The sequence below is a fragment of the Pseudomonas sp. MF09156 genome (assembly GCF_059862305.1).
In genome coordinates this window covers 637,588-664,078 of the sequence record NZ_JCBCUR010000002.1, presented here as the reverse complement: position 1 = coordinate 664,078, position 26,491 = coordinate 637,588, and the positions used below count along the sequence as shown (strand labels likewise).

Sequence of the window (26,491 nt, the reverse complement as noted above, 5' to 3'; positions counted from 1 at the left end):
GCTTCTTGGCCCTGTAAGCCCTGTGAATAGGCGCTAGACTAGGCGCCTTGGGGGCGTACAGCCATTTCGATTTTCCAGCTTTTTCGATAAGCATTACTTATGGATTTCAAGCAACTGCGTTATTTCGTCGCGGTGTACGAGGAAGGCCATGTCGGCCGGGCTGCAGAGCGCCTGTCGATCTCCCAGCCGGCCTTGTCACAGCAAATCCGCCAGTTGGAGCAGAACCTCGACGTGAGCCTGTTCGAGCGCAGCAGCAAACGCCTGTTGCCGACCCTGGCTGCCCACACCTTGTACAACCACGCCCTGCCATTGCTCGATGGCATGCAGCAAGCCGTCGAGGCCCTGCGCCACTTCAAGGGCCAGGCGCTGCGTACCTTGGCCATCGGCGTACTGCAAACCGTGCATACCAGCCTGGTACCGCAGATGCTGGAACGGGTACGCAAGGCCCAGCCGCACCTGGTGGTGCAGATCTACGAGTTGACGGGCCTGGAGATCGAACGCCGCCTGCTCAACGGCTCGCTGGACATCGGCATCAGTTACTTGCCGGCACGCCAGCCCGGTTTGCACGGTGTGCTGCTGTATGAAGATGAACTGAAAGTGGTCATCCCATCCGACCATCCCTTGCGTGAATTCAAGAAGGTCTCCCTCAAGCAAGCGGCGGAACTGCCCATGCTGCTGTTGGGGGAAGAGTTCCAGGTCAGGCAGATCTGGCAGGCACAGTTGGCGAACCTGGGGCGCCGGCCACAGGTCCAAGCGGAGCTGAACACCATGGTGGGGATTCTCGACAGCCTGCCCCATACCAAACTGGCGACGGTACTGCCTGGCCGCTCCCAGGACGAACATAGCAGCCAAGCGCTGTTGTGGAAGCCCTTGAGCGAGCCACGGGTGCCGCTGAAGGTGGGGCTGGTGTGTCGGGATGTGCAACGGCAACAGGCGACGCTTGAGTTGCTGCGCACCTTGCTCGAAGACGTGATGAACGGTCCCCATGGGCCGACGGCCACAGTAGACGGGCTGGCCTGAACTTTTTCGCAGGCAATAAGAAAACCCCGCCGAAGCGGGGCTTTGCAGACTGTTTCCCTGACATCCATTTCACTCCGCCACCCTGGCAGAATCCTACGTGTCCCTGTTGTTGCTTTGCGCTTCCTGCGCGACGTCCATGTGAAGTAGATTAGCTGTGGATCCAATCTGGCGATAGAGGACGATTAGCAGCACGTCACGTAAGAGAATGCTTACACGCCCTCCCCCGCTTAGAACTGCGCTTCGTCCAGCAAGAACAGCGATTCACTGCCGGCTTTGACCGAGGCGCTCAGGGAGTTAATGCGCGGCAGCAGGCGGGCAAAGTAGAAGCGCGCCGTCCCCAATTTGCTGGCGTAGAAGTCTTCCTGGGCCTCTTTACCCAAGGCCGCCTTGGCCATCAGCGCCCACATGTAGGCATAGGCCATGTAGCCAAAGGCGTGCAGATACTCCACCGAGGCCGCGCCGATTTCATTCGGGTTGGTCTTGGCACGGTCCAGCACCCAGGCGGTCAAGGTGTCGAGCTCGTCCACCGCAGCGCTCAGGGGCTGGGTGAACTCAGCCAGGTCTCTGCTGGCAGTGCTGATGAAATGGCGGATCTCATCGGCAAACAGGGTGTAGAACGCCCCGCCGCTGCCAACGATCTTGCGCCCCATCAAGTCCAGCGCCTGGATACCGTTGGTGCCTTCGTAGATCTGGGTGATGCGCACATCACGCACCAATTGCTCCTGGCCCCACTCGCGAATGTAACCATGGCCGCCGAAAATCTGCTGGCCGTGCACGGTGGTTTCCAGGCCCAGGTCGGTGAGGAACGCCTTGGAAACCGGGGTCAGCAGCGCCACCAGGTCATCCGCGCGCTTGCGGGTCGCGGCGTCTTCGCTGAACTTGGCGGTGTCCAGTTGCATCGCCACATAAGTGGAGAACGCCCGGCCGCCTTCGTTTGCCGCCTTCATGGTCAGCAACATGCGACGCACGTCAGGGTGGTTGATGATCGGGTCGGCGATCTTGTCCTTGGCCTTGGGGCCAGTCGGCGAACGGCTTTGCAGACGGTCACGGGCGTACTCAACAGCGTTCTGGTAAGAACGCTCGCCAGTCGCCAGCCCCTGGATGCCGACGCCCAGGCGCTCGTAGTTCATCATGGTGAACATCGCCGCCAGGCCACGGTTCGGCTCGCCGACCAGGTAGCCAACGGCTTCGTCGAAGTTCATCACACAGGTCGCAGAGGCCTGGATGCCCATCTTGTGTTCGATCGAGCCACAGGTCACTGGGTTGCGCGCGCCCAGGCTGCCATCGGCATTGACCATGAACTTGGGCACCAGGAACAACGAGATGCCCTTGGGACCGGCGGGGGCGTCCGGCAACTTGGCCAGCACCAGGTGGATGATGTTGTCGGTGAGGTCGTGTTCGCCACCGGTGATGAAGATCTTGGTGCCGCTGACCTTGTAGGAACCGTCCGCCTGAGGCTCAGCCTTGGTGCGAATAATCCCAAGATCGGTACCAGCATGCGGTTCGGTCAGGCACATGGAACCGGCCCACACCCCTGCGTACATATTCGGCAGGTAGGTGGCTTTGAGTTCGTCACTGGCGTGGGTATTGATCGACACACAGGCGCCGGACGTCAGCATGGGGTACAGGCCAAACGCCAACCCCGAGGAGTTGATCATTTCTTCGACCTGGGCCGATACGGCCTTGGGCATGCCCATGCCACCGTAGGCTGGATCGCCACCAACGCCGACCCAGCCGCCTTCGGCGTAGGTCTTGTAGGCTTCGGGGAACCCGGCCGGGGTAGTGACCACGCCGTTGTCCCAGCGGCAACCTTCTTCGTCGCCGCTGCGGCTCAAGGGGGCGATGGTCTTGGCGGTGACTTTGCCGGCTTCCTCAAGGATCGCCTCGACGGTTTCAGCATCCACGGTCTCGGCCAGGGCCGGCAGTTGCGCCCACAGCTTGGCAACCTCGAATACTTCGTTGAGGACGAAGCGCATATCGCGCAGCGGCGCTTTGTAGTCAGCCATGGCAAACCTCGTGAGAACGTTAAAAGTGATTCGGTAGGATCGGTTTCACAGACCCAGAGTGTAACCGAACAACTTTTGTGACACATAGGGTCTGCTTGTGACCAACAAGTATTTTTCAGTCACAACGTTCCCTGTAGGAGCCGGTAACCCGGCGCCTACAAGGCGAACAGTTCGGCAGGCAGGCTCATCAGGCAGTCACTGCCCGCTTCCACCGCTGCGCGATGGGCACTGGTGCGCGGTAACAGGCGCTTGAAATAAAACTCGCAGGTCGCCAGTTTGCCCCGGGCGTAATCGCCATCGCCATTGCCCGCATCCAACTGCGCCTGGGCCACCAGGGCCATGCGCAACCACAGGTAGGCGTGGATGATGTAACCGCTGTACATCAAGTAATCCAGGGCGGCGGCGCCGACTTCATCGGGGTTTTTCATTGCGGCCATGCCGACCTTGGTGGTCAATTCGCCCCATTGCTGGTTCAGCTCATTGAGCTGCGTGAACTGGGCCTTGAGTTGCGGGTGCTCGGCATGCGCCGCGCAAAACTTATGCACAATTTTGGTAAAGCCACGCAGCAACTTGCCCTGACTGCCCAGCACCTTGCGCCCCAGCAAATCCAGGGCCTGGATACCGTTGGTGCCTTCGTAGATCGGCGCGATCCGACAATCGCGCACCAGTTGCTCCATGCCCCACTCACGGATAAAACCGTGGCCACCAAACACCTGCATGCCGTGGTTGGTCACTTCCAGGCCGGTTTCGGTCATAAAGGCTTTGCAGATCGGCGTGAGGAACGCCAGCAAATCCTCGGCTTCCTGGCGTTGCTGCGGGTCGTCGCCCAGGTGCGCGGTGTCCAGCAGTTGCGCGGTGAAGTAAGTCAGGGCGCGGTTGCCTTCGTTGAAGGCTTTCATGGTCAGCAACATGCGCCGCACATCGGGGTGCACGATGATCGGATCTGCCGGCTTATCCGGCGCCTTGGCGCCCGTCAGGGAGCGCATCTGCAAGCGGTCGTTGGCGTACTTGATCGCGCCCTGGAAGCTCGCCTCCCCCAGGCACAGCCCCTGCATGCCCGTGCCCAGGCGCGCATGGTTCATCATGGTGAACATGCAGTTCAGGCCCTTGTTGGCCTCGCCAATCAAGTAACCCTCGGCACCATCGAAATTCAGCACGCAGGTGGCCGAGGCCTTGATCCCCATCTTGTGTTCGATGGAGCCGCAACTGACCCCATTGCGCGCCCCGGAATCGGCGAGGAACTTGGGCACGATAAACAGCGAAATACCCTTGGTGCCAGCAGGAGCATCCGGCAACTTGGCCAACACCAGGTGGATGATGTTTTCGCTCATGTCGTGCTCGCCGGCGGAGATGAAGATTTTGCTGCCGGTTACCGCGTAGCTGCCATTGGCCTGGGGCACGGCGCGGGTCTTGATGATGCCCAGGTCCGTGCCGCAATGGGCTTCGGTCAGGCACATGGTGCCCGTCCACTGGCCGGCGGTGAGTTTGCTCAGGTAGGTATCTTTTTGCTCTGCGGTGCCGTGGGCATGGATCGCCGACATGGCGCCGTGGGTCAGGCCCGGGTACATGCCCCAGGAGGTGTTGCTGGAGCCGATCATCTCGCTGAGCACCAAGCCCAGGGAAGACGGCAGGCCCTGGCCGCCGTAGGCCGGGTCCGCCGCCAGGCCGTGCCAACCGCCTTCGACGTATTGTGCGAAGGCTTCCTTGAAGCCTTTGGGGGTGGTCACCACGCCATTGTCGAAATGGCAGCCTTCTTCGTCCCCCGTACGGTTCAACGGCGCAAGCACGTTCTCGCAGAACCTGGCGCCTTCTTCGAGGATCGCGCTGACCATATCCGGACTGGCCTCGGTGGCCCCCAGGGCAGCGTAGTGAGCTGGGAAATCAAACACGTGATCGATCAGAAAGCGCATGTCGCGCAGGGGGGCTTTATAGGCAGGCATGGTGATGTCTCCGGCGGCAGATTGTTTAAACCTACTGCTGCCAGGAGGCCCGGACAATCACTGTACAGGCGCTGAATACATCACCATCACTCAACCGGCAGCGCCCTGCATGCGCACCGCGCCACGGCGGTTCTGGCCAGCCGCCACCACGCAGTTACGCCCGGCGCCCTTGGCGTTGTACAGCGCCTGGTCGGCGCACTTGAGCACTTCTTCCGGGGTGCGCTGCTCGGCCTGGCGCTCGGCGACGCCGATGCTCACGGTCACCGAGACACTGGAATCGCCGCCGCCCGAACGGCGCTGGCGACCTTGGTGGTCGTCCTGGGGGCGACTGTCCTGATTGCGCAACTTGATGTGGTAGTTGGCAATGATCTCGCGGATTTCTTCCAGGTGCGGCAGGCATTCATCCAGGGTCTTGCCGGCAAACACCACGGCAAACTCTTCGCCGCCATACCGATAGGCCCGGCCACCGCCGCTGACTTTCGACAGTTTGCTGGCGACCAGCCGCAGCACCTGGTCGCCGACGTCGTGGCCGTGGGTGTCGTTGAAGCGCTTGAAGTGGTCGACGTCGCTCATCGCCAGCACATAGTTGCGCCCCAGGCGCTGCATGCGTTCATTGAGGGCGCGGCGTCCCGGCAGTCCGGTGAGCTCATCACGAAAGGCCATCTGATAGGCCTCATGGGACACACCCGCAGCAATCATCAACATCACCTGGCTGCACATGATGTTCAGGGTGAACGGCAGGATGAAGGTCTGCGGCAACATCCAGAACATTCCCAGCAACCCCACCAACTGCGCGGCGTGCAGCGGCCGAGGCTCGCGCCAGTACTGCGCCGCCAATGCGACAAAGCCCAGCAGGAACATCGGGTACGACAGTTGGATCAGGCTCATCCACGCGCCATGCAGCGCCGGCCAGCGAATCTCCGCCAGCCAGTTTAGCAACGGCCCCGGGTAACTCTGCTCCAGACCCAGGGCCACGCTGCCTACGGCAAGCAGCACCGCGCAGCGTGCGACAAAGTCGCGGAACAGGTGGGTTTTCTCCTGCCACAAGGCATAGATGCTGAACAGCAGCGGCAACAGCAGGCACACCAGGTGGAACACCACGGCGGCGTCTTCGCGCACGCGGCCATGGTCACGATAGAAATCGGTCTGGGTGTCCAGCAGGAAGTAGGCGACGTACACCGTCACCATCAGGAACAGTTCACGCTGGCGACGGTACACCGCGCAATAGGCACCGCCCAGCAACAGCACCAGGGTCGGCAGGACGTTGAACAGCGAGGTGAAGAAAACGCTGAGGTCCTTGACGTAAGCAGCCGACAACCCCGCCAGCAATAACAGCAACGATGGTAGGAAATGACTGAAACGTACAGCGGACGCGCGCGACAAGGGTAAAGCTCCGACCCACAAAAAAAGATGGCATAGTGCCTTCATTGCTCACAGTTAAGCACATTCAATGTGACCTGCATCACATTGCCATCACTGTAACGGCAGCAAGGAGCAATCCCTGAGCGCGCCGCTCAGGTTTTTTCAGCCTCCCACAAAAAAGCCGCCGCTCCCGAAAGAGCGGCGGCTTGGCAGGGAACCGGCCTAGGCTTAGTAGCCCAGGTCGAAGTTCTCTTCTTTCATGTCCATCAGGTTGTTGGCGCCCGACAGCATGGTGGCTACGTGGGTGCGGGTACGCGGCAGGATGCGCTGGAAGTAGAAGCGCGCTGTCTGCAGCTTGGCGGTGTAGAAGCCTTCTTCGCTGGTGCCGGCAGCCAGTTTTTCGGCAGCCAGGCGTGCCATGTCGGCCCAGAAGTAAGCCAGGCAGGCATAACCGGAGTACATCAGGTAGTCCACGGAGGCGGCACCGACTTCTTCACGGTCCTTCATGGCCGCCATGCCGACCTTCATGGTCAACTCGCCCCATTCCTTGTTCAGTGCAGCCAGCGGTGCGACGAACTCGCTGACCGCTGCGTTGCCTTCGTTGGCCTGGCAGAACTTGTGCACGATCTTGGTGAAGCCCTTGAGCGCTTCGCCCTGGGTCATCAGCACTTTACGGCCGAGCAGGTCCAGGGCCTGGATGCCGGTGGTGCCTTCGTACAGCATCGAGATGCGGCTGTCGCGAACGTTCTGCTCCATGCCCCACTCGGCGATGAAGCCGTGGCCGCCGTAGATCTGTACGCCGTGGTTGGCGGATTCAAAACCGACTTCGGTCATGAACGCCTTGGCGATCGGGGTCATGAACGCCAGCAGGCCATCTGCCTGTTTCTTGGCTTCGTCGTCGGTGCCGTATTTGACGATGTCCACTTGCTTGGCGGTGAAGTACACCATCGCACGGTTGCCTTCGGCGAAGGCTTTCATGGTCAGCAGCATGCGGCGTACATCAGGGTGCACGATGATCGGGTCAGCGGCCTTGTCCGGCGCTTTCGGGCCAGTCAGGGAGCGCATTTGCAGTCGGTCACGGGCATATTTGAGGCCACCCTGGAAACCGATCTCGGCGTGGGACAGGCCTTGCAGCGCGGTACCCAGGCGAGCGGTGTTCATAAAGGTGAACATGCAGTTCAGACCTTTGTTCGCCGGGCCGATCAGGTAACCGGTGGCCGCGTCGAAGTTCATCACGCAGGTGGCGTTGCCGTGGATGCCCATCTTGTGTTCCAGGGAACCACAGGACACCGCGTTGCGCTCACCCACCGAACCATCGGCGTTGGGCAGGAACTTAGGCACGATAAACAGCGAGATACCTTTGGTGCCAGCCGGAGCATCCGGCAGGCGGGCCAGTACGATGTGGACGATGTTGTCGGCCATGTCGTGCTCACCGGCCGAGATGAAGATCTTGGTGCCGGAGACTTTGTAGGAACCGTCGGCCTGAGGTTCGGCCTTGGTGCGCAGCATGCCCAGGTCGGTGCCGCAGTGCGGTTCGGTCAGGCACATGGTGCCGGTCCACTCGCCCGACACCAGTTTGGTCAGGTAGGCATCTTGCTGCTCGGGGGTGCCGTGCTCGGAAATGGTATTCATCGCGCCATGGGACAGGCCTGGGTACATGCCCCACGACCAGTTGGCTTCACCGACCATCTCGCTGACGGCCAGGCCCAGGGATTCCGGCAGGCCTTGGCCGCCGTGCGCGACGTCGTGGGCCAGGCTCGGCCAGCCGCCTTCGACGAATTGCTTGTAGGCTTCTTTGAAACCAGTAGGGGTTTTAACGCCTGACTCGCTCCAGGTGCACCCTTCGATGTCACCGACGCGGTTCAACGGGGCCAGCACTTGCTCACAAAACTTGGCGCCTTCTTCGAGAATGGCGTCAACCATGTCTGGGGTAGCGTCCTGGCAAGCCGGCAGACTCTGATAGTGCGCTTCGTAGCCGAGCAGTTCGTCACGAACGAAGCGAATATCACGCAAGGGGGCCTTGTAGTCAGGCATAGCGATAAACCTCTGCTGATGAATCCTGGAATGAACAACCGCGTGGATTTGTTGTAGCGGTCAAACAGTTGTTTGAAACATACGTTTACGACCAATCCTTGTCAAGCGCCCCGCGGCTGCCGTTTGTCATGACGCAGGTCAACGCCAGGCGCGACGAGGCCTGCAGCGTGATGCCGCACAGGATTTCCAGGGGGAAAAATGGCAGGAGCCGGCTGGCCGGCGATTGCGGTGTGCCAGGCAGGCCGCGATCGCCGGCCAGCCGGCTGCTACAGGAGAGTCAGGGGGATCAGGCGTAGGTGTCGATCAATGTGCCGAGCATTTCGTCGGAAGCCTTGGCGACTTTCGCGCCCAGCTCCACCTGGAACTTGCCTTCGGCCAGTTCCACCATATTGCTCGCCGAGTCGGTCGGCTGGCCGCGATTGACCGCTTGCAAACGGTCATTCTGCGCATCCGAAGGCTGGCTGGTGGCGGCACTGGCAATTTTGCCGGCGGCCTGGTCGACGCGGTTCTGCCCGGCCTGGATAGTGTTCAGGCCCGAATAAAACGCGCTACTTCCAGAGATGTCCATGGCGTGCACCTGCCTTGCAATCAATCGTGAGCCCTTATTGAAGCAGACAATCTGGCAAAAGGCCCGTCAATAACACTAATGGCATAATGCCTTATCGCTAGGAAAAACTAATCAAGCAAGTCCAGTTGCAGGTACTCGGCCACCGCTTCGGCCGTGGGCTGCTTGAGGCGCGGCACCCGGCCCAGGCACGGCGCCGGCAGGCGTTCGGCCAAGGTGGCGAGGTTTTCTTCCAGACGGGAGGTCTTCGGGTCGATGATATTGGCTACCCAGCCCGCCAACGGCAGACCGTCCCGGGCGATGACTTCGGCGCTCAACAGTGCGTGATTGATACAGCCCAGGCGCACGCCCACCACGAGGATCACCGGTAGCTGCAAGGCCTTGGCCAAGTCCGACAGGTTGTCCTGGTCAGCCAGCGGCACGCGCCAGCCACCTGCACCTTCGATCAGGGTGAAATCCGCGTGTTTTTCGAGGATGTGCTGCATCGGCTTGAGCAGGGCTTGCACGGTCAACGCCACGCCAGCTTCACGGGCCGCCAGGTGCGGCGCGATGGCGGGCTCGAAGGCCAGTGGATTGACCTCGGCATAGGTAAGCGGCAACGAGCACTCGGCCAGCAAGGCCAGGGCATCGGCGTTGCGCAAGCCACGGGGCGTCACTTCACAGCCCGAGGCCACCGGCTTGCCGGCGGCCGTGCTCTTGCCCGCTTGCCGCGCGGCGTGCAGCAGGCCGGCCGCAACGGTGGTCTTGCCGACATCGGTGTCGGTGCCGGTAATGAAATAGGCAGCGCTCATAGTGGTTTCTCCAATACGGCGTACACGACTTGATAGGTTGCCGGCAGGCCCTGAGCCTGGCGGAACTGCTCATAGGCCTGCACCAGTGCAACAATCCGCGCGCGGCCCGTCAAGCCACCCGGGCGTCCCGGGTTCAGATTATGCGCGCCCAAGGCTTTCAATTCGTGGGTCAGGCTGCGCACATCCGGGTAATGCAGTACATGGGGGCGCTGCTCCAGGCTCACCACACGCAAGCCACTGGCCGCACACAGCTGTTGATAAGCACTGAACGGGCGGAAGTGATTGACGTGCACCATCCCGTCCGCCGCCCGCCAACTTTCGCGCAGCTCATCCAGGGTGCCGACGCACAGGCTGGCAAACGCCAGCACCCCGCCAGGCTGCAGCACGCGCCGGGCTTCGCTGAGCACCGCGGCAAAATCGGCACACCACTGCACCGCCAGGCTGGAAAAAATCAGCTCGCAGCTGCCGTCCTGTAGCGGCAAGCGCTCGGCATCCCCGGCGATAAAATGCTCGGCACCGCCCAAGGGCCGTGCGTGATGGAGCATACCTTCGGCGATATCCAGCGCCAGGCCTTGGCCCTGGGCAAACGCCTGGTTCAATGCGCGGCTGAAGAACCCGGTGCCGCAGCCCAGGTCGAGCCAGCGCCGGGGCTGCAACGCCGACGGCAAACGCCCGAGCAACTCGCGGCCCACGTCCCGCTGCAACGCGGCCACGCTGTCATAACTGGCCGCCGCCCTGGAAAACGACGCCGCGACCTGGCGCTTGTCAGGCAAGGCGCCCGGCAGTGGAGGATGGGACAAATCAGTCATCACCGCACTCATGCAAAAAAGCCTGGATCGCCCCCGCCACTCCGTGGGGGTTATCCAGTAGGAAAGCGTGGCCGGCCTGTTCAATCAGACCGACTTCAACATCTGGCAGTAACTTCAACAGGTCAGTGGCCGCCTCACAGGGCACCAACTCGTCCAGGCCGGCAAACAGATGCAACTGTGGGCCACGAAAAGCCTGCAAGGCCTCGCGGGTGTCCAGTTGCGCGAGCAGCTCAAGGCCGCTCATCAATACACTGGACGGGGTAGCCGGCGCGCTGCTGACCAGCAAGCGCGCCATGCCCCGTGGGTCTTGCGCACCCTTGGCGCACAGCAGGCCGAAGCGTTTGAGGGTGACTTGCGAATCGGCATGGCAGCCGGCCAGGAACCCATCGAAAGCCTGCGCCGCCATCCCATTGGGCCAGCCCTCATGCGCCACAAAACAGGGGTTGCTGGCCAAGGTCAGCAAGCCGCAGCAGCGCTCGCCGCGCCGTGCCGCCAACTCAGAGGCGAGCATCCCGCCCAACGACCAGCCGCCCAGCCAGGCGTTATCCGGCAAGGTGGCGTCGAGTTCGTCGAGCCATTCGTTCAGGTCGCCGCCCGGCAGCACCGGCAGTGGTTCGATATCCACCCGCAGGCGCTCGTCCAGGCCGCGCAAGGCGGCGGCCAAGGGCTCCAGCGGCGAGACACCCAGGCCCCAGCCGGGAAGCAATATCAGTCGGTCACGCATGGTCGGACTCCCGGCCTGACAAGCGGAAACACTCGTCCAATGCGTTTAACAATAGCTGCACCTGCGCCTCGCTGTGGGCCGCCGTCAGTGTCACGCGCAAGCGCGCGCTGCCGGCTGGAACCGTGGGCGGGCGGATGGCTGTGACCATAATCCCGCGCTCGCGCAGCATCTGTGACAGGCGCATCGCCCGGCCACTGTCGCCAACCATGATCGGCTGGATCGGCGTGAAGCTGTCCATCAACGCCAGGCCGATCTGTTCGGCGCCCTGGCGGAACTGGCGGATCAGCGTGCGCAGATGCTCGCGCCGCCAGTGCTCGCTGCGCAGCAGCGCCAGGCTTTTCAGGGTCGCGCAGGCCAGCGCCGGCGGTTGGCTGGTGGTGTAGATGTACGGGCGGGCGAACTGGATCAGGCTTTCGACCAGATCCTCACTGCCAGCCACAAACGCCCCGGCGGTCCCGAATGCCTTGCCCAGGGTGCCGACCAGTACCGGCACATCCTCCTGGCTCAGGCCGAAATGCTCGACGATCCCGCCGCCCGTGGCGCCCAGCGGTCCGAAGCCATGGGCGTCATCCACCATCAACCACGCGCCTTTGGCCCGGGTTTCGCGGGCCAGGGCCGGCAGGTCCGCCAGGTCGCCGTCCATGCTGAACACGCCGTCGGTCACCACCAGGGTATTGCCGCAGGCCTTTTCCAGGCGCTTCGCCAGGCTGACCGCATCGTTGTGCAGATAGCGATTGAAGCGCGCACCGGACAGTAAACCCGCATCCAGCAGGGACGCGTGGTTGAGCCGGTCTTCGAGCACCGTATCGCCCTGCCCCACCAAGGCGGTGACGGCACCGAGGTTGGCCATGTAACCGGTGGTGAACAGCAGCGCACGCGGGCGCCCGGTGAACTCGGCCAGCGCTTCCTCTAACTCATGGTGCGGGGTGCTGTGGCCAACCACCAAGTGCGAGGCGCCACCGCCCACGCCCCAACGGGCCGCGCCGGCCTGCCAGGCCTCGATGACTTGCGGGTGATTGGCCAGGCCCAGGTAGTCGTTGTTGCAAAAGGCCAATAACGGCTGGCCGTCCACCACCACCTGCGGGCCCTGGGGGCTTTGCAGCAGCGGGCGCTGGCGGTAGAGATGGTCTGTACGGCGGGCAGCGAGGCGCGCGGCGAGATCGAAAGACATGCTGGCCTCGATAAATCAGGTTGAATCCGACCCACTGTGGGAGCTGGCTTGCCTGCGATATCGCAGGGTCAGTCGATCAATCAGGTGACTGATAGGTCGCTATCGCGGGCAAGCCAGCTCCCACATTTGGATTGCATTCCAATAGGGAGAAGGGGTTCAGACGGCAGCGTTGTAGAACTGCTCGCTGCTTTTCTGCTCGACCAACGCCTGCTCAATCGCCGCCTCGTGCACTTCATCGGCATGTTCTTCGCGGGCTTCGGGCAGGATGCCCAGGCGCGAGAACAGTTGCATGTCCTTGTCCGCCTGCGGGTTGGATGTGGTGAGCAATTTATCGCCATAGAAGATCGAGTTGGCACCGGCAAAAAACGCCAGGGCCTGCATCTGCTCGTTCATCGCTTCGCGGCCAGCAGACAGGCGCACATGGGATTGCGGCATCAGGATGCGCGCCACGGCGAGCATGCGGATAAAGTCGAACGGGTCGATATCCTCGGCATTCTCCAACGGCGTACCGGCCACCTTGACCAGCATGTTGATGGGTACCGACTCCGGATGCTCCGGCAGGTTGGCCAGTTGGATCAGCAGGTTGGCGCGGTCGTCCAGGGACTCGCCCATGCCGAGGATGCCGCCCGAGCAGATCTTCATCCCCGAATCACGTACATACGCCAGGGTTTGCAGGCGCTCGCTGTAGGTGCGGGTGGTGATGATCGAGCCGTAGAACTCCGGCGACGTATCCAGGTTGTGGTTGTAGTAGTCCAGGCCGGCCTGGGCCAGGGCCTCGGTCTGGTCCTGGTCAAGACGCCCGAGGGTCATGCAGGTTTCCAGGCCCATGGCCTTCACCCCTTTGACCATCTGCAACACGTAAGGCATGTCTTTGGCCGACGGGTGCTTCCAGGCCGCGCCCATGCAGAAGCGGGTCGAACCGATGGCCTTGGCGCGCGCAGCCTCTTCGAGGACCTTCTGCACTTCCATCAGCTTTTCTTTTTCCAGGCCGGTGTTGTAGTGGCCCGACTGCGGACAATATTTGCAATCTTCCGGGCAGGCGCCGGTCTTGATCGACAGCAAGGTGGACACCTGCACGCGGTTGGCATCGAAGTGCGCGCGGTGCACGGTCTGCGCCTGGAACAACAGGTCATTGAACGGCTGGACGAACAGGGCTTTGACTTCGGCCAAAGACCAGTCGTGACGCAAGGTGGCAGTGAGGCTGGCGCTCATGGGCGATTCCTTGTTTATGCTTGGGCAAGCGCTGTGGGTAGGGCAATACCCACAGGCACGACACGGATGCTCGGCATATTTAAGGAAGATTCATGCACTGTCAACCTGACAACAAACACGAGGTTTACATCTGGTTAAAAAGCAACCAGACATGCCTACTCTGCGATGAAGCCACACATTCAGCCGCGACCCTGTGCAATACCTGCGAAATCGACCTGCCGTGGCTGACGGACGGCTGCGAGGTGTGCGCCCTGCCCTTGCCGATCAGCGGGCTGGTCTGCGGCCAATGCCAGCGCTCGCAGCCTGCATTCAGGCAAGTGGTCGCGCCTTGGACCTATGGCTTTCCGCTGGACAGCCTGATCAGCCGCTTCAAGCACCAGGGCAGATGGCCGCTAGGGCAGATGCTGGCGAGCTTGTTGCGCCAATGCCTGCAAGACCGCTTCGACAACACCGAACTGGCCCGCCCCGACCGCCTACTCCCGGTGCCGATGGCCGCTAAACGCCTGCGCCAACGCGGCTACAACCAGGCCGCCATGCTCGCCCGCTGGCTGAGCCGGGACCTGGACCTGCCCCTGGATGAACACCTGCTGTTGCGCCCCCATGACACCGTTGCCCAGCAACAGCTGGACGCCAAACAGCGCCAGCGCAACCTACTCAAGGCCTTTGCCCTGGCCCCCGGCGCACAGGTGCAGGGCCAGCATCTGGCCCTGGTGGACGATGTGCTGACCACCGGCGCCACCGCCCACAGCCTGGCCCGCCTGCTGATGCAGGCCGGTGCGCGCCAGGTCGACGTGTATTGCCTGGCGCGCACGCCCAAGCCCGGCACATGACTTGACTCTGGCGGCGCGTGCCCGCAACGTCCCGGGTATTCCAAGCCAGTGTGCAGCCGTTCGCCATGCCTTTACCGTCCCTGTTGAGCCAACATATTGTCCGCCGCCCGCAGCGCATCGCCTTGCTGCAACATATCGCCGAGCAAGGCTCCATCACCCGCGCCGCAAAAAGTGCCGGCTTGAGCTACAAGGCCGCGTGGGATGCCATCGATGAGCTGAACAACCTGGCGCAAAAGCCCCTGGTCGAGCGCAGCGTCGGCGGCAAGGGCGGCGGTGGTGCGCGACTTTCGGCAGAAGGTGAGCGGGTGTTGCGCCTGTATCAGCGCCTGCAAACCCTGCAAGCCCAGGTGTTGGAGGCCGCCGAAGACGCCAGCGACCTCAACCTGCTGGGCCGCCTGATGCTGCGCACCAGCGCGCGTAATCAATTGCATGGCCAGGTGGTCGCCATCGACAGCCACGGCCGCAATGATCGAGTACGCCTGGAGTTGGCCGGTGGCTTGACCCTCGATGCCCAGATCACCCATGACAGCACCCTGCGCCTGGAACTGGAAACCGGTACGCAAGTAGTGGCCTTGATCAAGGCTGGCTGGCTGGAGCTGATCGCGGCTGACCAGGCGCCGGTGCCTGGGTTTAACTGCATGGGCGGCCAGGTCGAGGCCATCCTTGATGCCGATGATGGGCCCAGTGAGGTGCGCATTGTCTTGCCCAGTGGCCTGGTGCTGTGCGCGTTGGCAGCGCCCGAGCAGCTCAAGGCGCTGGGGGCGGGTGAAGGCACGCAGGTTCAGGTGCAGTTTGCGCCGAGCAATGTGTTGTTGGGCACGCCGGTTTAGCTGATCTTCAGGGCCCATCGCGGGCAAGCCCGCTCCCACACGATGGCACACGCGCCACCTATCCACGGCCCGGTGCGCTACCATACCCGGCCGGACGCGGCGACCTGCTGCGCGCAGGAGTTCGCATGGCCCACCCGTTTGAAACATTGACCCCCGACCTGGTTCTCGACGCTGTCGAAAGCATCGGTTTTCTCAGCGACGCCCGCGTCTTGGCGCTCAACAGCTACGAGAATCGTGTCTATCAAGTCGGCATCGAAGACTCCGAGCCGCTGATCGCCAAGTTCTACCGGCCCCAGCGCTGGACCAACGAGGCAATCCTCGAAGAACACCGCTTCACCTTCGAACTGGCCGAGTGCGAAGTCCCGGTCGTGGCGCCGATGATCCACAACGGCGAAAGCCTGTTCGAACACGCGGGTTTCCGTTTCACCCTGTTCCCCCGCCGTGGTGGCCGGGCGCCGGAGCCAGGCAATCTCGATCAGTTGTACCGCCTCGGGCAGTTGCTTGGGCGCTTGCATGCTGTCGGCGCCACCCGCCCTTTCGAGCACCGCGAAGCCCTGGGCGTGAAGAACTTCGGCCATGACTCCCTGAACACCTTGCTCGAAGGCAATTTCATCCCCAAGAGCCTGTTGCCCGCCTACGAATCCGTGGCCCGCGACCTGCTCAAGCGCGTTGAGGATGTGTACAGCGCCACGCCACACAAGAACATCCGCATGCATGGCGACTGCCACCCCGGCAACATGATGTGTCGCGACGAGATGTTCCATATCGTCGACCTCGACGACTGCCGCATGGGCCCGGCGGTGCAGGATCTGTGGATGATGCTGGCCGGCGATCGGCAGGAATGCCTGGGGCAGCTGTCGGAACTGATGGACGGCTACCAGGAATTCCACGATTTCGATCCCCGCGAACTGGCGCTGATCGAACCCCTGCGCGCCCTGCGCCTGATGCACTACAGCGCCTGGCTGGCGCGGCGCTGGGATGACCCGGCGTTCCCCCACAGCTTCCCGTGGTTCGGCAGCGAACGGTACTGGGGCGACCAGGTGCTGGCGCTGCGCGAGCAACTGTCTGCACTCAACGAAGAACCCCTGAAATTGTTCTGACCCCGGTAGGAGCCGGCTTGCTGGCGATGGCATCCTCAACAGCCCCCCAACCCGAGGGCGCCATCGCCGGCAAGTTTTGTGGCGATTGAGTTTTCAGCACACATTTGCTGACAAACATCCTTACAATCGCCGCATTGTTAGTTGCCTAAGCAAGGATTCTGCATGCAAGCCGCCAACCCGCGTCGCGGGTACATCCTGGGCCTGAGTGCCTACGTCATCTGGGGCCTGTTCCCGCTCTACTTCAAAGCCATCGCCAGCGTGCCGGCTGCCGAAATCATCGTCCACCGCGTGCTGTGGTCGGCGCTGTTCGGCGGTTTGCTGCTGCTGGTGTGGAAACACCCCGGCTGGTGGCGCGAACTACGGGACAACCCCAAGCGCCTGGCGATCCTGGCGTTGAGCGGCTCGTTGATCGCGGGCAACTGGCTGACCTATGTGTGGTCGGTCAACAGTGGGCGCATGCTCGAAGCCAGCCTGGGGTACTACATCAACCCGCTGGTCAACGTGCTGCTGGGCATGCTGCTGCTTGGCGAGCGCCTGCGGCGCCTGCAATGGGTGGCCGTCGGGCTGGCCGCCGTGGGTGTGGCGCAACAGGTGTGGCAGGTGGGGAGTCTGCCGTGGGTCTCGCTGGTGCTGGCGCTGACCTTTGGCTTCTACGGCTTGATCCGCAAGCAGGCGCCGGTCAAGGCGCTGCCCGGGCTGGTGGTGGAAACCTGGATGCTGGTGCCGATCGCCCTGGCGTGGCTGCTGCTCAACCCCACCGCCCATAGTGCCAACCTAGCGTTCTGGAGCACTTCCGAAGCCTGGTGGCTGGTGGCTGCAGGCCCGGTGACGTTGATCCCACTGGTGTGTTTCAACGCTGCGGCGCGGCATTTGCCCTACACCACCCTCGGTTTCCTACAGTACCTGGCACCGACCCTGGTGCTGCTGCAGGCGGTACTGCTGTTCGACGAACACATGACGCCAGCCAGCCTGGTGGCCTTTGTGTTTATCTGGGCGGGGCTGGCGGTCTACAGCGTTGATGCGTGGCTCAGCCTGCGCAAACGCTGATCAAATAACGTACAAAACCCTACAAGCCACGGCCGGTGTGGCTTGCAGGGTTTCACCCCAAGGTTATCCACAACCTGATCCCCGGCGTTTGTGCACAAGCCGTTGAAATTGCTCGTTTTTTGCTCAAGGCGCCACAAGCCACGGCCGGCGTGGCCTGGCGCCGGGTCTCTACAGCTTATCCACAGGCCCATGCAAGATTTCCATGAACAACCCTGTGGACGGTTATTCCTCGCTGCGCAGCTGCAACTCCACCATCAAATCATCGGCCAGGGTTTCCAGGGCGGCTTGCAGCGTGTCCAGCGCCAGGCTGGACGGCACGGCCAACGCAGCTTCGGCGTGAAACAACGGGTCGCTGCTCATGGGCGCCGGGCGCACGTCGGTGCTCAGGCGTTCCAGGTTGACCCCTTGCTTGCTCAACAGTGCGGTGATCTCGCGCACGATCCCCGGCCGGTCATTGCCCACCAGGGTCATCAGGATCGGCTTGCTCGCCGATGCCTGCGCGCCGCTGCTCTCGCCCACCAGCACACGGATGCCATGGGTAGACAAGTCCTCCAGGGCGCTGACCAACTCGCTGCGGTTTTCCATCGGCACGCTGACCCGCAGGATCCCGGCAAATTGCCCGGCCATATGAGCCATGCGACTTTCCAGCCAGTTGCCACCGCGCTCGGCAATGCAGTGGGCAACACGTTCGACTACGCCGGGTTTGTCGGCGGCGATCACGGTGAGTACGAGATGGTCCATGGCAACAGCCCTCTTTTATGGATTAGCCAGTATAGGCAGATGTGCTCATGTAGGAGCCGGGAACCATCGCAGGCAAGCCAGCTTCCGCGTTGATCCCATGGCAGTGAAGAAAAACAAATCGTGTACCATTTTTATATTTATCTGGAACAATCTATTGGTTTTTTGAGAACATCCCATGCCCCGCTGTGACCGTACAACCAAAGTGGGTCGTTAAACGACGTATTTAGTCTAATTTTCACAACCGCAACTCATCATGTAGTATGCCTCGGCGCGCACTACATAACGTTAGGTCGATGTCTGCCCAGGCGCCGTCAGAACCCCGAACACCCCGTCAGCAAGCCTTGCGCCGTTGATTGGAACCGCCCAGCCGCCGTTGATGGCATGTACTGGTGCCTTGGGTTTGTGGTTTAAATGGCCAGAGGCTTCATTGGTAAATTGAAAAGCTGAAAAGCGAATTAGCTCCGCAGAGTGAGGCAAGCAATGACTGAACACGTTCAAGTCGGTGGCCTGCAGGTCGCCAAAGTCCTGTTCGACTTCGTGAACAACGAAGCCATTCCCGGTACCGGCCTGACCGCCGACCAGTTCTGGGCCGGTGCCGACAAGGTCATCCACGACCTGGCACCGAAGAACAAAGCCCTACTCGCCAAACGCGACGATTTCCAAGCGCGGATCGATGCCTGGCACCAGACCCACGCCGGCCAGGCCCACGACGCGGTGGCCTACAAAGCCTTCCTGCAAGATATTGGCTACCTGCTGCCAGAAGCGGCGGATTTCCAAGCGACCACCCAAAACGTCGATGACGAAATCGCCCGCATGGCCGGCCCCCAGCTGGTGGTGCCGGTGATGAATGCGCGGTTCGCCCTCAACGCCTCCAACGCCCGCTGGGGCTCGCTGTACGACGCGCTGTATGGCACCGATGCCATCAGCGAAGCCAACGGCGCCGAGAAAGGCCAGGGCTACAACAAGGTGCGCGGTGACAAGGTTATCGCCTTCGCCCGTGCGTTCCTCGACGAAGCCGCACCGCTCACCGCCGGCAGCCATGTCGACTCCACCGGCTACAAGATTGTCGATGGCAAGCTGATAGTCAGCCTCAAGGGCGGCAGCAACAGCGGCCTGCGCAGCGATGCCCAGTTGATCGGCTACCAGGGCGATGCCGCCCAGCCCATCGCAATTTTGTTGAAGCACAACGGCCTGCATTTCGAAATCCAGGTCGACGCCAGCACCCCGGTCGGCCAGACCGACGCCGCCGGCGTCAAAGACATCCTGATGGAAGCCGCGCTGACCACCATCATGGACTGCGAAGACTCGGTGGCCGCCGTCGATGCCGATGACAAAGTGGTGATCTACCGCAACTGGCTCGGCCTGATGAAGGGCGACCTGGCCGAAGAAGTGGCCAAGGGCGGCAAGACCTTCACCCGTACCATGAACGCCGACCGCACCTACACCGGTGTCGATGGCAACGCGGTGACCTTGCATGGTCGCTCGCTGTTGTTCGTGCGTAACGTTGGCCACCTGATGACCATCGACGCGATCCTCGATGCCCAGGGCAATGAAGTGCCCGAAGGCATCCTCGACGGCCTGATCACCAGCCTGGCCGCGATCCACAGCCTCAATGGCAACAACAGCCGCAAGAACAGCCGCACCGGCTCGGTGTACATCGTCAAGCCGAAAATGCACGGCCCGGAAGAAGCGGCGTTCACCAACGAGCTGTTCGGGCGCATCGAAGACGTGCTGAACCTGCCGCGCAACACCCTGAAAGTCGGGATCATGGACGAGGAGCGCCGCACCACGGTCAACCTCAAGGCCTGTATCAAAGCGGCCAGCGAGCGCGTGGTGTTTATCAACACCGGCTTCCTCGACCGTACCGGCGACGAAATCCACACCTCCATGGAAGCTGGCGCGATGGTGCGCAAGGCCGCGATGAAGGCCGAAAAGTGGATCGGCGCCTACGAAAACTGGAACGTCGATATCGGCTTGAGCACCGGCCTGCAAGGCCGTGCGCAGATCGGTAAAGGCATGTGGGCCATGCCCGACCTGATGGCCGCGATGCTCGAGCAGAAGATCGCGCACCCGCTGGCGGGCGCCAACACTGCGTGGGTACCGTCGCCGACCGCCGCTGCGCTGCACGCGCTGCATTATCACAAGGTCGACGTCTTTGCCCGCCAGGCCGAACTGGCCAAGCGCGAACGCGCTTCGGTGGACGATATCCTCACCATCCCCCTGGCGCAGAATACCGACTGGTCCGAGGAAGAAATCCGCAACGAACTGGACAACAACGCCCAGGGCATCCTCGGTTATGTGGTGCGCTGGATCGACCAGGGCGTGGGTTGCTCGAAAGTGCCGGACATCAACGATGTAGGCCTGATGGAAGACCGCGCCACCCTGCGTATCTCCAGCCAGCACATCGCCAACTGGTTGCGCCATGGCGTGGTCAGCCAGGCCCAGGTCATGGAAAGCCTCAAGCGCATGGCGCCGGTAGTGGATCGGCAGAACGCCGGGGATGCGCTGTACCGCCCGCTGGCTCCGGACTTCGACAGCAATATCGCGTTCCAGGCCGCGGTGGAGTTGGTGATTGAAGGGACCCAGCAGCCCAATGGTTATACCGAGCCGGTGTTGCATCGTCGGCGGCGGGAGTTCAAGGCCAGGAATGGTTTGTAACGGGTCACTGAAATGAAAAAGCCCTGGTCATATGGCCGGGGCTTTTTATAGGCCGTGTAGCAAGACTTAACTGACAATAATGACGTAGGTACCCGAAATTACGGCCTGCGAGCCAGCCCCAGAACCCGTTCCATCAACTGTAACGCCGGTCAACGTGCCCGAATGCACATTACCGACCACTTTCACCTGGATAGTGCCTCCAACCGAGTGAGTAAATGTGCGTCCAGCAGGATCCAGATAATCTATTTGAAATTGCGTATGCGGCAACGTATGAGTCCCCTGCCCCAGGGTCTGGCCGTAGTTAATTCCCAGGTGCGTAGTATCACTGGTCGCGACCAGCAGCACCCCAGATGACGAGCCAGAAAATTGATTCGGATAAAAAAGGTTATCGTGTCCATTTACACGCGCCGAGATATTCGCTTCGACTGTTGTGGTGCCATTACATGCATTACTCATGGTGAACTCCTGTTCGCTTCATTAGTTGGGGCACCGGTCCCAAACCAGCACCCTCTCAACGATTAAACAGGCCCCCCTCAAACACCCGATACTGTGAAATCTGACAGTGCCGACCAACGGTCCCTCGGCTACGGAGCCATCCCCAACTCGCGCTTGACCATCTTCGCCAACTTCACGCTATCAATCGGCTTGAGCAAAAAGTCCACCACGCTCAAATGCATCGCATCAATAACATCCGGCGCCTCGGCATCCCCCGACATGATGATGATCGGCAACGCCGCGCGGGTGGAGCCACGCACTTTTCGGATCAACTCCAGGCCATTGCTGGGCGCCATGCGCAGATCCGTGATCAACAACCCGATGGAGGTACTGGAATTGAGCAGTTGCCATGCCGCCTCGCCACTGTCCGCCGTCATGCAGCGAATGCCATCGAGCCCGAGAATTTCCGCCAGCAGTTCACGGGCGTCTTTATCGTCATCGACGATCAGCACCCGTTGCGGCGGTAGATCAGGCTCCAGCATCACGGCGCTCAGCGCCTCGCGCTCGGCATCACTCAAAATATCTTGGTCGGGCATAGATTTCTCGGCAGTTTCTCTCAATCTCCCAGCACAGAAGTCAGACATCGCCGGAAGGGCGAACAATGTGCACTTCGTCGGATAGATTTCCTAGTGGGAGATCTACGGGGTTTGGACCATATTCATGTAAGGTTTTTCCCTAGTCATTGAAGGCCGGATAGCTACCTAGACTTACGTCCAATGGGCACCCGCCGCGTGGGGGTCGACCATGAGGGACGATAACGACAAAAAAACTGCGGTCATGGTTATGAGTAAAGCTGATGCTTTCACCCAGGCAGGGAAAACTGCGGTGTTGCAGAACATTCACGGCACCCTGCAATTCCTGCAACGCTTCCCGCCGTTCAACCAAATGGAAAACGCCCACCTGGCGTTTCTGGTGGAACAGTGCCAATTGCGCTTCTATGGCCCCGGCGAGAGCATTCTCAAGCCTTCGGCAGGCCCCGTGGAGCACTTCTACATCGTCAAGCAAGGGCGTGTGGTGGGCGAGCGGCCGGATTCGGCGCAAACCACCTTCGAAATCACCACCGGCGAATGCTTCCCCCTGGCCGCGCTGCTGGGGGAGCGGGCGACCCGCACCGAGCACAAGGCCGCCGAAGATACCTTCTGCCTGCAATTGAACAAGCCGGCCTTTATCAAGCTGTTTGCCCTGTCCAGCCCGTTCCGTGATTTTGCCTTGCGCGGGGTCAGCAGCCTGTTGGACCAGGTCAACCAGCAGGTGCAGCAAAAGGCCGTGGAAACCCTCGGTACCCAATACTCGTTGAACACCCGCCTGGGCGAGTTGGCCATGCGCCACCCGGTGACGTGCAGCCCGCTGACGCCGCTGCGCGAGGCGGTCACGCTGATGCACGAGCAGCAGGTCGGCAGCATCGTGGTGGTCGATGAACACAAGGCGCCCCTGGGGATCTTCACCCTGCGCGACCTGCGCCAGGTGGTCGCCGATGGCACCAGCGACTTCAGCCAGGCCATCGAACAGCACATGACCCAGGCGCCGTTTTTCCTCAGCCCGGATCACAGCGCATTTGATGCCGCGATTGCCATGACCGAACGGCATATCGCCCACGTGTGCCTGGTCAAGGATCGGCGCCTGTGTGGCGTGGTGTCCGAGCGCGATCTGTTTTCCCTGCAACGGGTCGACCTGGTGCACCTGGCGCGTACCATCCGCAACGCGCCCCGGGTCGACAACCTGGTGGCGATCCGTGGCGAAATCGGCCAGTTGGTCGAACGCATGCTGGCCCATGGCGCGTCCTCGACCCAGATCACCCATATCATCACCCTGCTCAACGACCACACGGTGTGCCGGGTCATCGAGCTGAGCATCGCCGACAAGGGCGACCCCGGCGTGCCGTTCAGTTGGCTGTGTTTCGGCAGCGAAGGCCGCCGCGAACAGACGCTGCACACCGACCAGGACAACGGCATTCTGTTCGACGCCCGTGACGCGGCCCATGCGGCCGAGATTCGCGGCCTGCTGTTGCCGCTGGCGCAGCAGATCAACCAGAGCCTGGCGCTGTGCGGCTTTACCCTGTGCAAGGGCAATATCATGGCCGGCAACCCCGAACTGTGCCTGTCCCGCGCCGAGTGGGCCCGGCGTTTTGCGGCGTTTATCCGCGAGGCGACGCCTGAGAACCTGCTCAAATCCAGCATCTACTTCGACCTGCGGGTGGTGTGGGGCGATGAACAGGGTTGCGAGCAACTGCGCCAGGGCATTCTTGACCAGGTCGCGGACAATCGCCTGTTCCAGCGGATGATGGCCGAGAACGCCTTGCGCCAGCGCCCGCCGGTGGGGCGCTTCCGTGACTTCGTGCTGACGCGCAAGGGCTCGGACAAGGCCACCCTGGACCTCAAGGTGCAGGGTTTGACGCCCTTCGTCGATGGCGCACGCCTGTTGGCCCTGGCTAACGGGATCGCCGCCAACAACACCCTGGAGCGTTTACGCCAACTGGTGGAGCACGAGGTGATCGAACGCCTGGACGGCGCGGCCTATGAAGAGGCCTACCACTTTATCCAGCAAACCCGCATGCAGCAGCACCAGTTGCAGACCCGCGAGAACCAGCCGTACTCCAACCGGGTCGACCCCGACAGCCTCAACCATCTGGACCGGCGCATCCTGCGTGAATCCCTGCGCCAGGCCCAGCGCCTGCAAAGCAGCCTGGCCCTGAGGTATCAACTGTGAGCCTGTTCAGTTGGCTGCGCCCTGCGCGGCCGGGCCTGGATGCCGGTCAACAGGCGCGCCTGCAACACCTGGCCGCCCCCAAGGCGCTCGGCGAACACAGCTTGCGCGAGCAGCGCTGGGTCGTCCTCGACCTGGAAACCAGCGGCCTGAACCTCAATCGTGACCTGGTGCTGTCGATTGGCGCGGTGGTCATTGAAGACGGTGCCATCGACTTTTCCCAGCAGTTCGAACGCACCCTGCTACGGGCTCAAACCAAACTCAGCCCCAGCGTACTGATCCACGGCCTCGGCCCCAGTGCGATCGCCGCCGGTTGCGATCCGGCCGAGGCGTTGCTGGACTTCATGGATTTTGTCGGCGACAGCCCGCTGCTGGCGTTCCATGCCCCGTTCGACCAACACATGCTTGGGCGCGCGCTCAAGGACAGCCTGGGGTACCGCCTGGCTCATCCATTCCTCGACGTGGCGGACCTGGCGCCGCTGCTGTGCCCGCAGGCGCATATTCGCGAAGCGGGCCTGGATGACTGGGTCGGCCATTTCAACCTGCAAGTCGGCGAACGCCATCACGCCAGCGCCGACGCCCTGGCCACCGCTGAATTGATGTTGATTCTGTTCAGCCGCGCCCGCCAGCAGGGGCTGGACAGCCCGGCGGCACTGCAACAGCGCCTGAGCCAATGGAAACGCCGCAAGCAGGCCCCCTCCCTATAGGAAGCATCACCCGACCAACGCCAATTGCACCCATCCGCTGCCTCTGCCACAATCGCGAATAATTCTCGTTAGTTTAAACATCTCGATTGGTGATGCCTTGTCGTCAGCCCAAAGTCCCCACAGTGAGCTTGTTGGCACGTTGTACCGTGACCATCGCGGCTGGCTGCTGGCATGGCTGCGGCGCAACGTGGCCTGCCCCAGTCGGGCCGAAGACCTCAGCCAGGACACCTTCATGCGCCTGCTGGGCCGTGAAGAACTGCGCGAACCCCGCGAGCCCCGGGCGTTCCTGGTGGCCATCGCCAAGGGCCTGTTGTTCGACTATTTCCGCCGCGCCGCGCTGGAACAGGCCTACCTCAGCGAACTGATGCTGCTTCCGGAAAGCGAACACCCGTCCCCAGAAGAACAGCACCTGATCCTCGAAGACCTCAAGGCCATCGACCGCCTGCTCGGCAAACTCTCCAGCAAGGCCCGCGCCGCCTTCCTCTATAACCGTCTCGATGGCCTGGGCCACGCCGAAATCGCCCAGCGCCTGGGGGTTTCCGTGCCACGGGTGCGCCAGTACCTGGCCCAGGGTATTCGCCAGTGCTACATCGCGCTGTATGGCGAGCCGCTGTGACTCAGATCAGTTCCAAACCGGTTTCGGCACGAGTGCTGGATGCTGCGATAGCCTGGCAACTGTCCCTGGATTCCGGGAATCGCAGCGCCGTAGAGCAGGAAGAATTCAATAAGTGGCTGGCCAGCAGCGATGAACATGCCCGTGCCTGGCGCCAACTGGGCATGCTCGACCAGCGCTTCAGTGTGGCCAGCGGCCCGGCGCGGGCGGCGTTGCTGCAATCGCGTGAAAGTATCCGCCGCCGGGTGCGCAAGCTCGGCAGTGGCCTGGCCAGTGTGGTGCTGGTCTGCGGCCTGGCCCTGTTCGCCGGCCAGCGCTACGCACCCCTCGACTATTGGCTGGCCGACCAACGCACCGCCACCGGCGAACAACGCACCCTGAAACTGGCCGATGGCACGCTGATCAACCTCAATACCCACAGCGCCATTGATGTGCGCTTTGACGAAAAGCGCCGGGTGATTGTGTTGCAGGACGGCGAGATTCTCGTAGAGACCGGCCATAACGACGCGCGCCCCTTTTTCGTCCAGACCCGCGACGGCAGCCTGCGCGCCCTGGGTACGCGGTTTATCGTCAAGCGCGAGGACGACGGAACGCGGCTCAGCGTGTTGCAGTCGGCCGTCGCGGCGCAGCCCGAGGCGGTACAGCAGGAGCAGGTGTTCAAGGAAGGCCAGCAGGTGCTGATGCGCCATGACGGCCTTGGCCCGTTGCTCGCCGTCAGCCCCGGCACCGACGCCTGGACCCGCGGCATGCTGGTGGTCGACAACGCGCGGCTGGCGGATGTGGTCGAGGAACTGTCGCGCTATCGCACCGGCTACCTGGGCGTGGACAAAAACGTCGCCGACCTGCGCATCACTGGCAGCTTCCCGCTGCACGACACCGACCTGGCCTTGAATGCCCTGCTGCCGACTTTGCCGGTGCAGATCCAGCAGCGTACGCCATGGTGGGTAAACGTGGCCGCCGGGCCCGCGCCAGGCGGCTCTGCTAGTAACAACTGAATAAAGACAATTTCGAAAAAGTCCAAAAAACTGTCATTTTTCACAGGTTATGAACACTACCTTTTGCCATCCAATAAGCCTTCGCTTTGCCGGCAACCCGCTGGCTAAAGCGTTTCTGTTAGGCCAACGAGGATGGAC

At 62.1% G+C, this 26,491-nt stretch carries 23 protein-coding genes; 10 read left to right on the top strand and 13 right to left on the bottom strand.

Annotated elements, in window-relative coordinates:
• Nucleotides 1–99: 99 nt before the first annotated feature.
• Nucleotides 100–1,020 (top strand): LysR family transcriptional regulator, encoded by a 921-nt coding sequence (locus AC19YY_RS08840; protein WP_169953768.1) that lies wholly within the window; start codon nt 100–102, stop codon nt 1,018–1,020.
• Nucleotides 1,021–1,247: 227 nt separating this feature from the next.
• On the opposite strand, the gene AC19YY_RS08835 is transcribed toward AC19YY_RS08840, so the two are convergent.
• The 10 genes from AC19YY_RS08835 to bioB all read right to left on the bottom strand — a co-directional run bounded on the left by AC19YY_RS08835 (nt 1,248) and on the right by bioB (nt 13,634).
• Complete coding sequence (locus tag AC19YY_RS08835; protein WP_500604073.1) at nt 1,248–3,026, bottom strand: acyl-CoA dehydrogenase C-terminal domain-containing protein; 1,779 nt, start codon at nt 3,024–3,026, stop codon at nt 1,248–1,250.
• Nucleotides 3,027–3,181: 155 nt separating this feature from the next.
• A complete protein-coding gene (locus AC19YY_RS08830; RefSeq protein WP_500604072.1) occupies nt 3,182–4,966 on the bottom strand; it encodes an acyl-CoA dehydrogenase C-terminal domain-containing protein in 1,785 nt (594 codons plus the stop codon).
• Between the two features lie 90 nt (nt 4,967–5,056).
• Nucleotides 5,057–6,349, bottom strand: coding sequence for a GGDEF domain-containing protein (locus AC19YY_RS08825; RefSeq protein WP_169953765.1), 1,293 nt, complete (start codon nt 6,347–6,349; stop codon nt 5,057–5,059).
• 207 nt (nt 6,350–6,556) lie between these two features.
• Nucleotides 6,557–8,362, bottom strand: a complete 1,806-nt coding sequence (locus AC19YY_RS08820) for a phenylacyl-CoA dehydrogenase (RefSeq protein WP_029296902.1) — start codon at nt 8,360–8,362, stop codon at nt 6,557–6,559.
• A 286-nt stretch (nt 8,363–8,648) separates the two neighbouring features.
• Nucleotides 8,649–8,930, bottom strand: coding sequence for a pyrroloquinoline quinone biosynthesis protein PqqE (locus tag AC19YY_RS08815; RefSeq protein WP_169953764.1), 282 nt, complete (start codon nt 8,928–8,930; stop codon nt 8,649–8,651).
• Nucleotides 8,931–9,037: 107 nt separating this feature from the next.
• Nucleotides 9,038–9,718, bottom strand: coding sequence for a dethiobiotin synthase (gene bioD, locus AC19YY_RS08810; protein ID WP_500604071.1), 681 nt, complete (start codon nt 9,716–9,718; stop codon nt 9,038–9,040).
• On the bottom strand, nt 9,715–10,527 hold the full coding sequence (gene bioC, locus AC19YY_RS08805; protein WP_500604070.1) for a malonyl-ACP O-methyltransferase BioC: 813 nt from the start codon (nt 10,525–10,527) through the stop codon (nt 9,715–9,717). The genes bioD and bioC overlap by 4 nt, the downstream gene beginning before the upstream one ends.
• Complete coding sequence (locus tag AC19YY_RS08800) at nt 10,520–11,251, bottom strand: alpha/beta fold hydrolase (RefSeq protein WP_500604069.1); 732 nt, start codon at nt 11,249–11,251, stop codon at nt 10,520–10,522. Before AC19YY_RS08800 ends, bioC begins: the two co-directional genes overlap by 8 nt.
• On the bottom strand, nt 11,244–12,422 hold the full coding sequence (gene bioF, locus AC19YY_RS08795; protein ID WP_500604068.1) for an 8-amino-7-oxononanoate synthase: 1,179 nt from the start codon (nt 12,420–12,422) through the stop codon (nt 11,244–11,246). The genes AC19YY_RS08800 and bioF overlap by 8 nt, the downstream gene beginning before the upstream one ends.
• 156 nt (nt 12,423–12,578) lie before the next feature.
• On the bottom strand, nt 12,579–13,634 hold the full coding sequence (gene bioB, locus AC19YY_RS08790) for a biotin synthase BioB (protein ID WP_500604067.1): 1,056 nt from the start codon (nt 13,632–13,634) through the stop codon (nt 12,579–12,581).
• A gap of 92 nt (nt 13,635–13,726) precedes the next feature.
• Here bioB and AC19YY_RS08785 point away from each other — a divergent pair, with 92 nt between their 5' ends.
• From AC19YY_RS08785 to rarD, 4 genes are all read left to right on the top strand, one after another.
• Nucleotides 13,727–14,464, top strand: coding sequence for a ComFC family protein (locus tag AC19YY_RS08785; protein WP_500604066.1), 738 nt, complete (start codon nt 13,727–13,729; stop codon nt 14,462–14,464).
• 65 nt (nt 14,465–14,529) lie between these two features.
• Nucleotides 14,530–15,294 carry a TOBE domain-containing protein gene (locus AC19YY_RS08780; RefSeq protein WP_170042275.1) on the top strand — a complete coding sequence of 255 codons (765 nt, stop codon included), beginning with the start codon at nt 14,530–14,532 and terminating at the stop codon, nt 15,292–15,294.
• A gap of 125 nt (nt 15,295–15,419) precedes the next feature.
• Nucleotides 15,420–16,394 (top strand): serine/threonine protein kinase, encoded by a 975-nt coding sequence (locus AC19YY_RS08775; protein ID WP_032858595.1) that lies wholly within the window; start codon nt 15,420–15,422, stop codon nt 16,392–16,394.
• Nucleotides 16,395–16,556: 162 nt separating this feature from the next.
• Complete coding sequence (rarD, locus tag AC19YY_RS08770) at nt 16,557–17,441, top strand: EamA family transporter RarD (RefSeq protein ID WP_128593318.1); 885 nt, start codon at nt 16,557–16,559, stop codon at nt 17,439–17,441.
• Nucleotides 17,442–17,663: 222 nt separating this feature from the next.
• Here the strand turns inward: rarD and AC19YY_RS08765 are convergent, their stop codons facing one another.
• Nucleotides 17,664–18,182 carry a glycine cleavage system transcriptional repressor gene (locus AC19YY_RS08765; protein WP_057440288.1) on the bottom strand — a complete coding sequence of 173 codons (519 nt, stop codon included), beginning with the start codon at nt 18,180–18,182 and terminating at the stop codon, nt 17,664–17,666.
• A 480-nt stretch (nt 18,183–18,662) separates the two neighbouring features.
• Here AC19YY_RS08765 and AC19YY_RS08760 point away from each other — a divergent pair, with 480 nt between their 5' ends.
• On the top strand, nt 18,663–20,840 hold the full coding sequence (locus AC19YY_RS08760) for a malate synthase G (protein ID WP_500604065.1): 2,178 nt from the start codon (nt 18,663–18,665) through the stop codon (nt 20,838–20,840).
• A 66-nt stretch (nt 20,841–20,906) separates the two neighbouring features.
• Here AC19YY_RS08760 and AC19YY_RS08755 read toward each other — a convergent pair whose 3' ends face one another.
• Nucleotides 20,907–21,296, bottom strand: a complete 390-nt coding sequence (locus tag AC19YY_RS08755) for a hypothetical protein (protein WP_169953750.1) — start codon at nt 21,294–21,296, stop codon at nt 20,907–20,909.
• Nucleotides 21,297–21,424: 128 nt separating this feature from the next.
• Nucleotides 21,425–21,871, bottom strand: coding sequence for a response regulator (locus AC19YY_RS08750; protein WP_169953748.1), 447 nt, complete (start codon nt 21,869–21,871; stop codon nt 21,425–21,427).
• A 247-nt stretch (nt 21,872–22,118) separates the two neighbouring features.
• Here AC19YY_RS08750 and AC19YY_RS08745 point away from each other — a divergent pair, with 247 nt between their 5' ends.
• The 4 genes from AC19YY_RS08745 to AC19YY_RS08730 all read left to right on the top strand — a co-directional run bounded on the left by AC19YY_RS08745 (nt 22,119) and on the right by AC19YY_RS08730 (nt 26,353).
• The gene (locus tag AC19YY_RS08745) at nt 22,119–24,041 is read left to right on the top strand and encodes a putative nucleotidyltransferase substrate binding domain-containing protein (RefSeq protein WP_169953746.1); all 1,923 of its coding nucleotides are present in this window, start codon (nt 22,119–22,121) and stop codon (nt 24,039–24,041) included.
• Nucleotides 24,038–24,745, top strand: a complete 708-nt coding sequence (locus AC19YY_RS08740) for an exonuclease domain-containing protein (protein ID WP_172313574.1) — start codon at nt 24,038–24,040, stop codon at nt 24,743–24,745. Before AC19YY_RS08745 ends, AC19YY_RS08740 begins: the two co-directional genes overlap by 4 nt.
• 97 nt (nt 24,746–24,842) lie before the next feature.
• On the top strand, nt 24,843–25,361 hold the full coding sequence (locus AC19YY_RS08735; protein WP_169953742.1) for an RNA polymerase sigma factor: 519 nt from the start codon (nt 24,843–24,845) through the stop codon (nt 25,359–25,361).
• Entirely contained in the window at nt 25,358–26,353 is a 996-nt protein-coding gene (locus AC19YY_RS08730) for a FecR domain-containing protein (protein ID WP_170057629.1), read from the top strand. The genes AC19YY_RS08735 and AC19YY_RS08730 overlap by 4 nt, the downstream gene beginning before the upstream one ends.
• Nucleotides 26,354–26,491: the final 138 nt, after the last annotated feature.

Coding starts and splice junctions, on each gene's coding strand:
- AC19YY_RS08785 (WP_500604066.1), top strand. CDS start 13,727: ATGCACTGTCAACCTGACAACAAACACGAGGTTTACATCTGGTTAAAA.
- bioB (WP_500604067.1), bottom strand. CDS start 13,634: ATGAGCGCCAGCCTCACTGCCACCTTGCGTCACGACTGGTCTTTGGCC.
- AC19YY_RS08750 (WP_169953748.1), bottom strand. CDS start 21,871: ATGCCCGACCAAGATATTTTGAGTGATGCCGAGCGCGAGGCGCTGAGC.
- AC19YY_RS08780 (WP_170042275.1), top strand. CDS start 14,530: ATGCCTTTACCGTCCCTGTTGAGCCAACATATTGTCCGCCGCCCGCAG.
- AC19YY_RS08830 (WP_500604072.1), bottom strand. CDS start 4,966: ATGCCTGCCTATAAAGCCCCCCTGCGCGACATGCGCTTTCTGATCGAT.
- AC19YY_RS08765 (WP_057440288.1), bottom strand. CDS start 18,182: ATGGACCATCTCGTACTCACCGTGATCGCCGCCGACAAACCCGGCGTA.
- AC19YY_RS08775 (WP_032858595.1), top strand. CDS start 15,420: ATGGCCCACCCGTTTGAAACATTGACCCCCGACCTGGTTCTCGACGCT.
- rarD (WP_128593318.1), top strand. CDS start 16,557: ATGCAAGCCGCCAACCCGCGTCGCGGGTACATCCTGGGCCTGAGTGCC.
- AC19YY_RS08815 (WP_169953764.1), bottom strand. CDS start 8,930: ATGGACATCTCTGGAAGTAGCGCGTTTTATTCGGGCCTGAACACTATC.
- AC19YY_RS08820 (WP_029296902.1), bottom strand. CDS start 8,362: ATGCCTGACTACAAGGCCCCCTTGCGTGATATTCGCTTCGTTCGTGAC.
- bioD (WP_500604071.1), bottom strand. CDS start 9,718: ATGAGCGCTGCCTATTTCATTACCGGCACCGACACCGATGTCGGCAAG.
- AC19YY_RS08840 (WP_169953768.1), top strand. CDS start 100: ATGGATTTCAAGCAACTGCGTTATTTCGTCGCGGTGTACGAGGAAGGC.
- bioC (WP_500604070.1), bottom strand. CDS start 10,527: ATGACTGATTTGTCCCATCCTCCACTGCCGGGCGCCTTGCCTGACAAG.
- AC19YY_RS08760 (WP_500604065.1), top strand. CDS start 18,663: ATGACTGAACACGTTCAAGTCGGTGGCCTGCAGGTCGCCAAAGTCCTG.
- AC19YY_RS08835 (WP_500604073.1), bottom strand. CDS start 3,026: ATGGCTGACTACAAAGCGCCGCTGCGCGATATGCGCTTCGTCCTCAAC.
- AC19YY_RS08755 (WP_169953750.1), bottom strand. CDS start 21,296: ATGAGTAATGCATGTAATGGCACCACAACAGTCGAAGCGAATATCTCG.
- AC19YY_RS08800 (WP_500604069.1), bottom strand. CDS start 11,251: ATGCGTGACCGACTGATATTGCTTCCCGGCTGGGGCCTGGGTGTCTCG.
- bioF (WP_500604068.1), bottom strand. CDS start 12,422: ATGTCTTTCGATCTCGCCGCGCGCCTCGCTGCCCGCCGTACAGACCAT.
- AC19YY_RS08745 (WP_169953746.1), top strand. CDS start 22,119: ATGAGTAAAGCTGATGCTTTCACCCAGGCAGGGAAAACTGCGGTGTTG.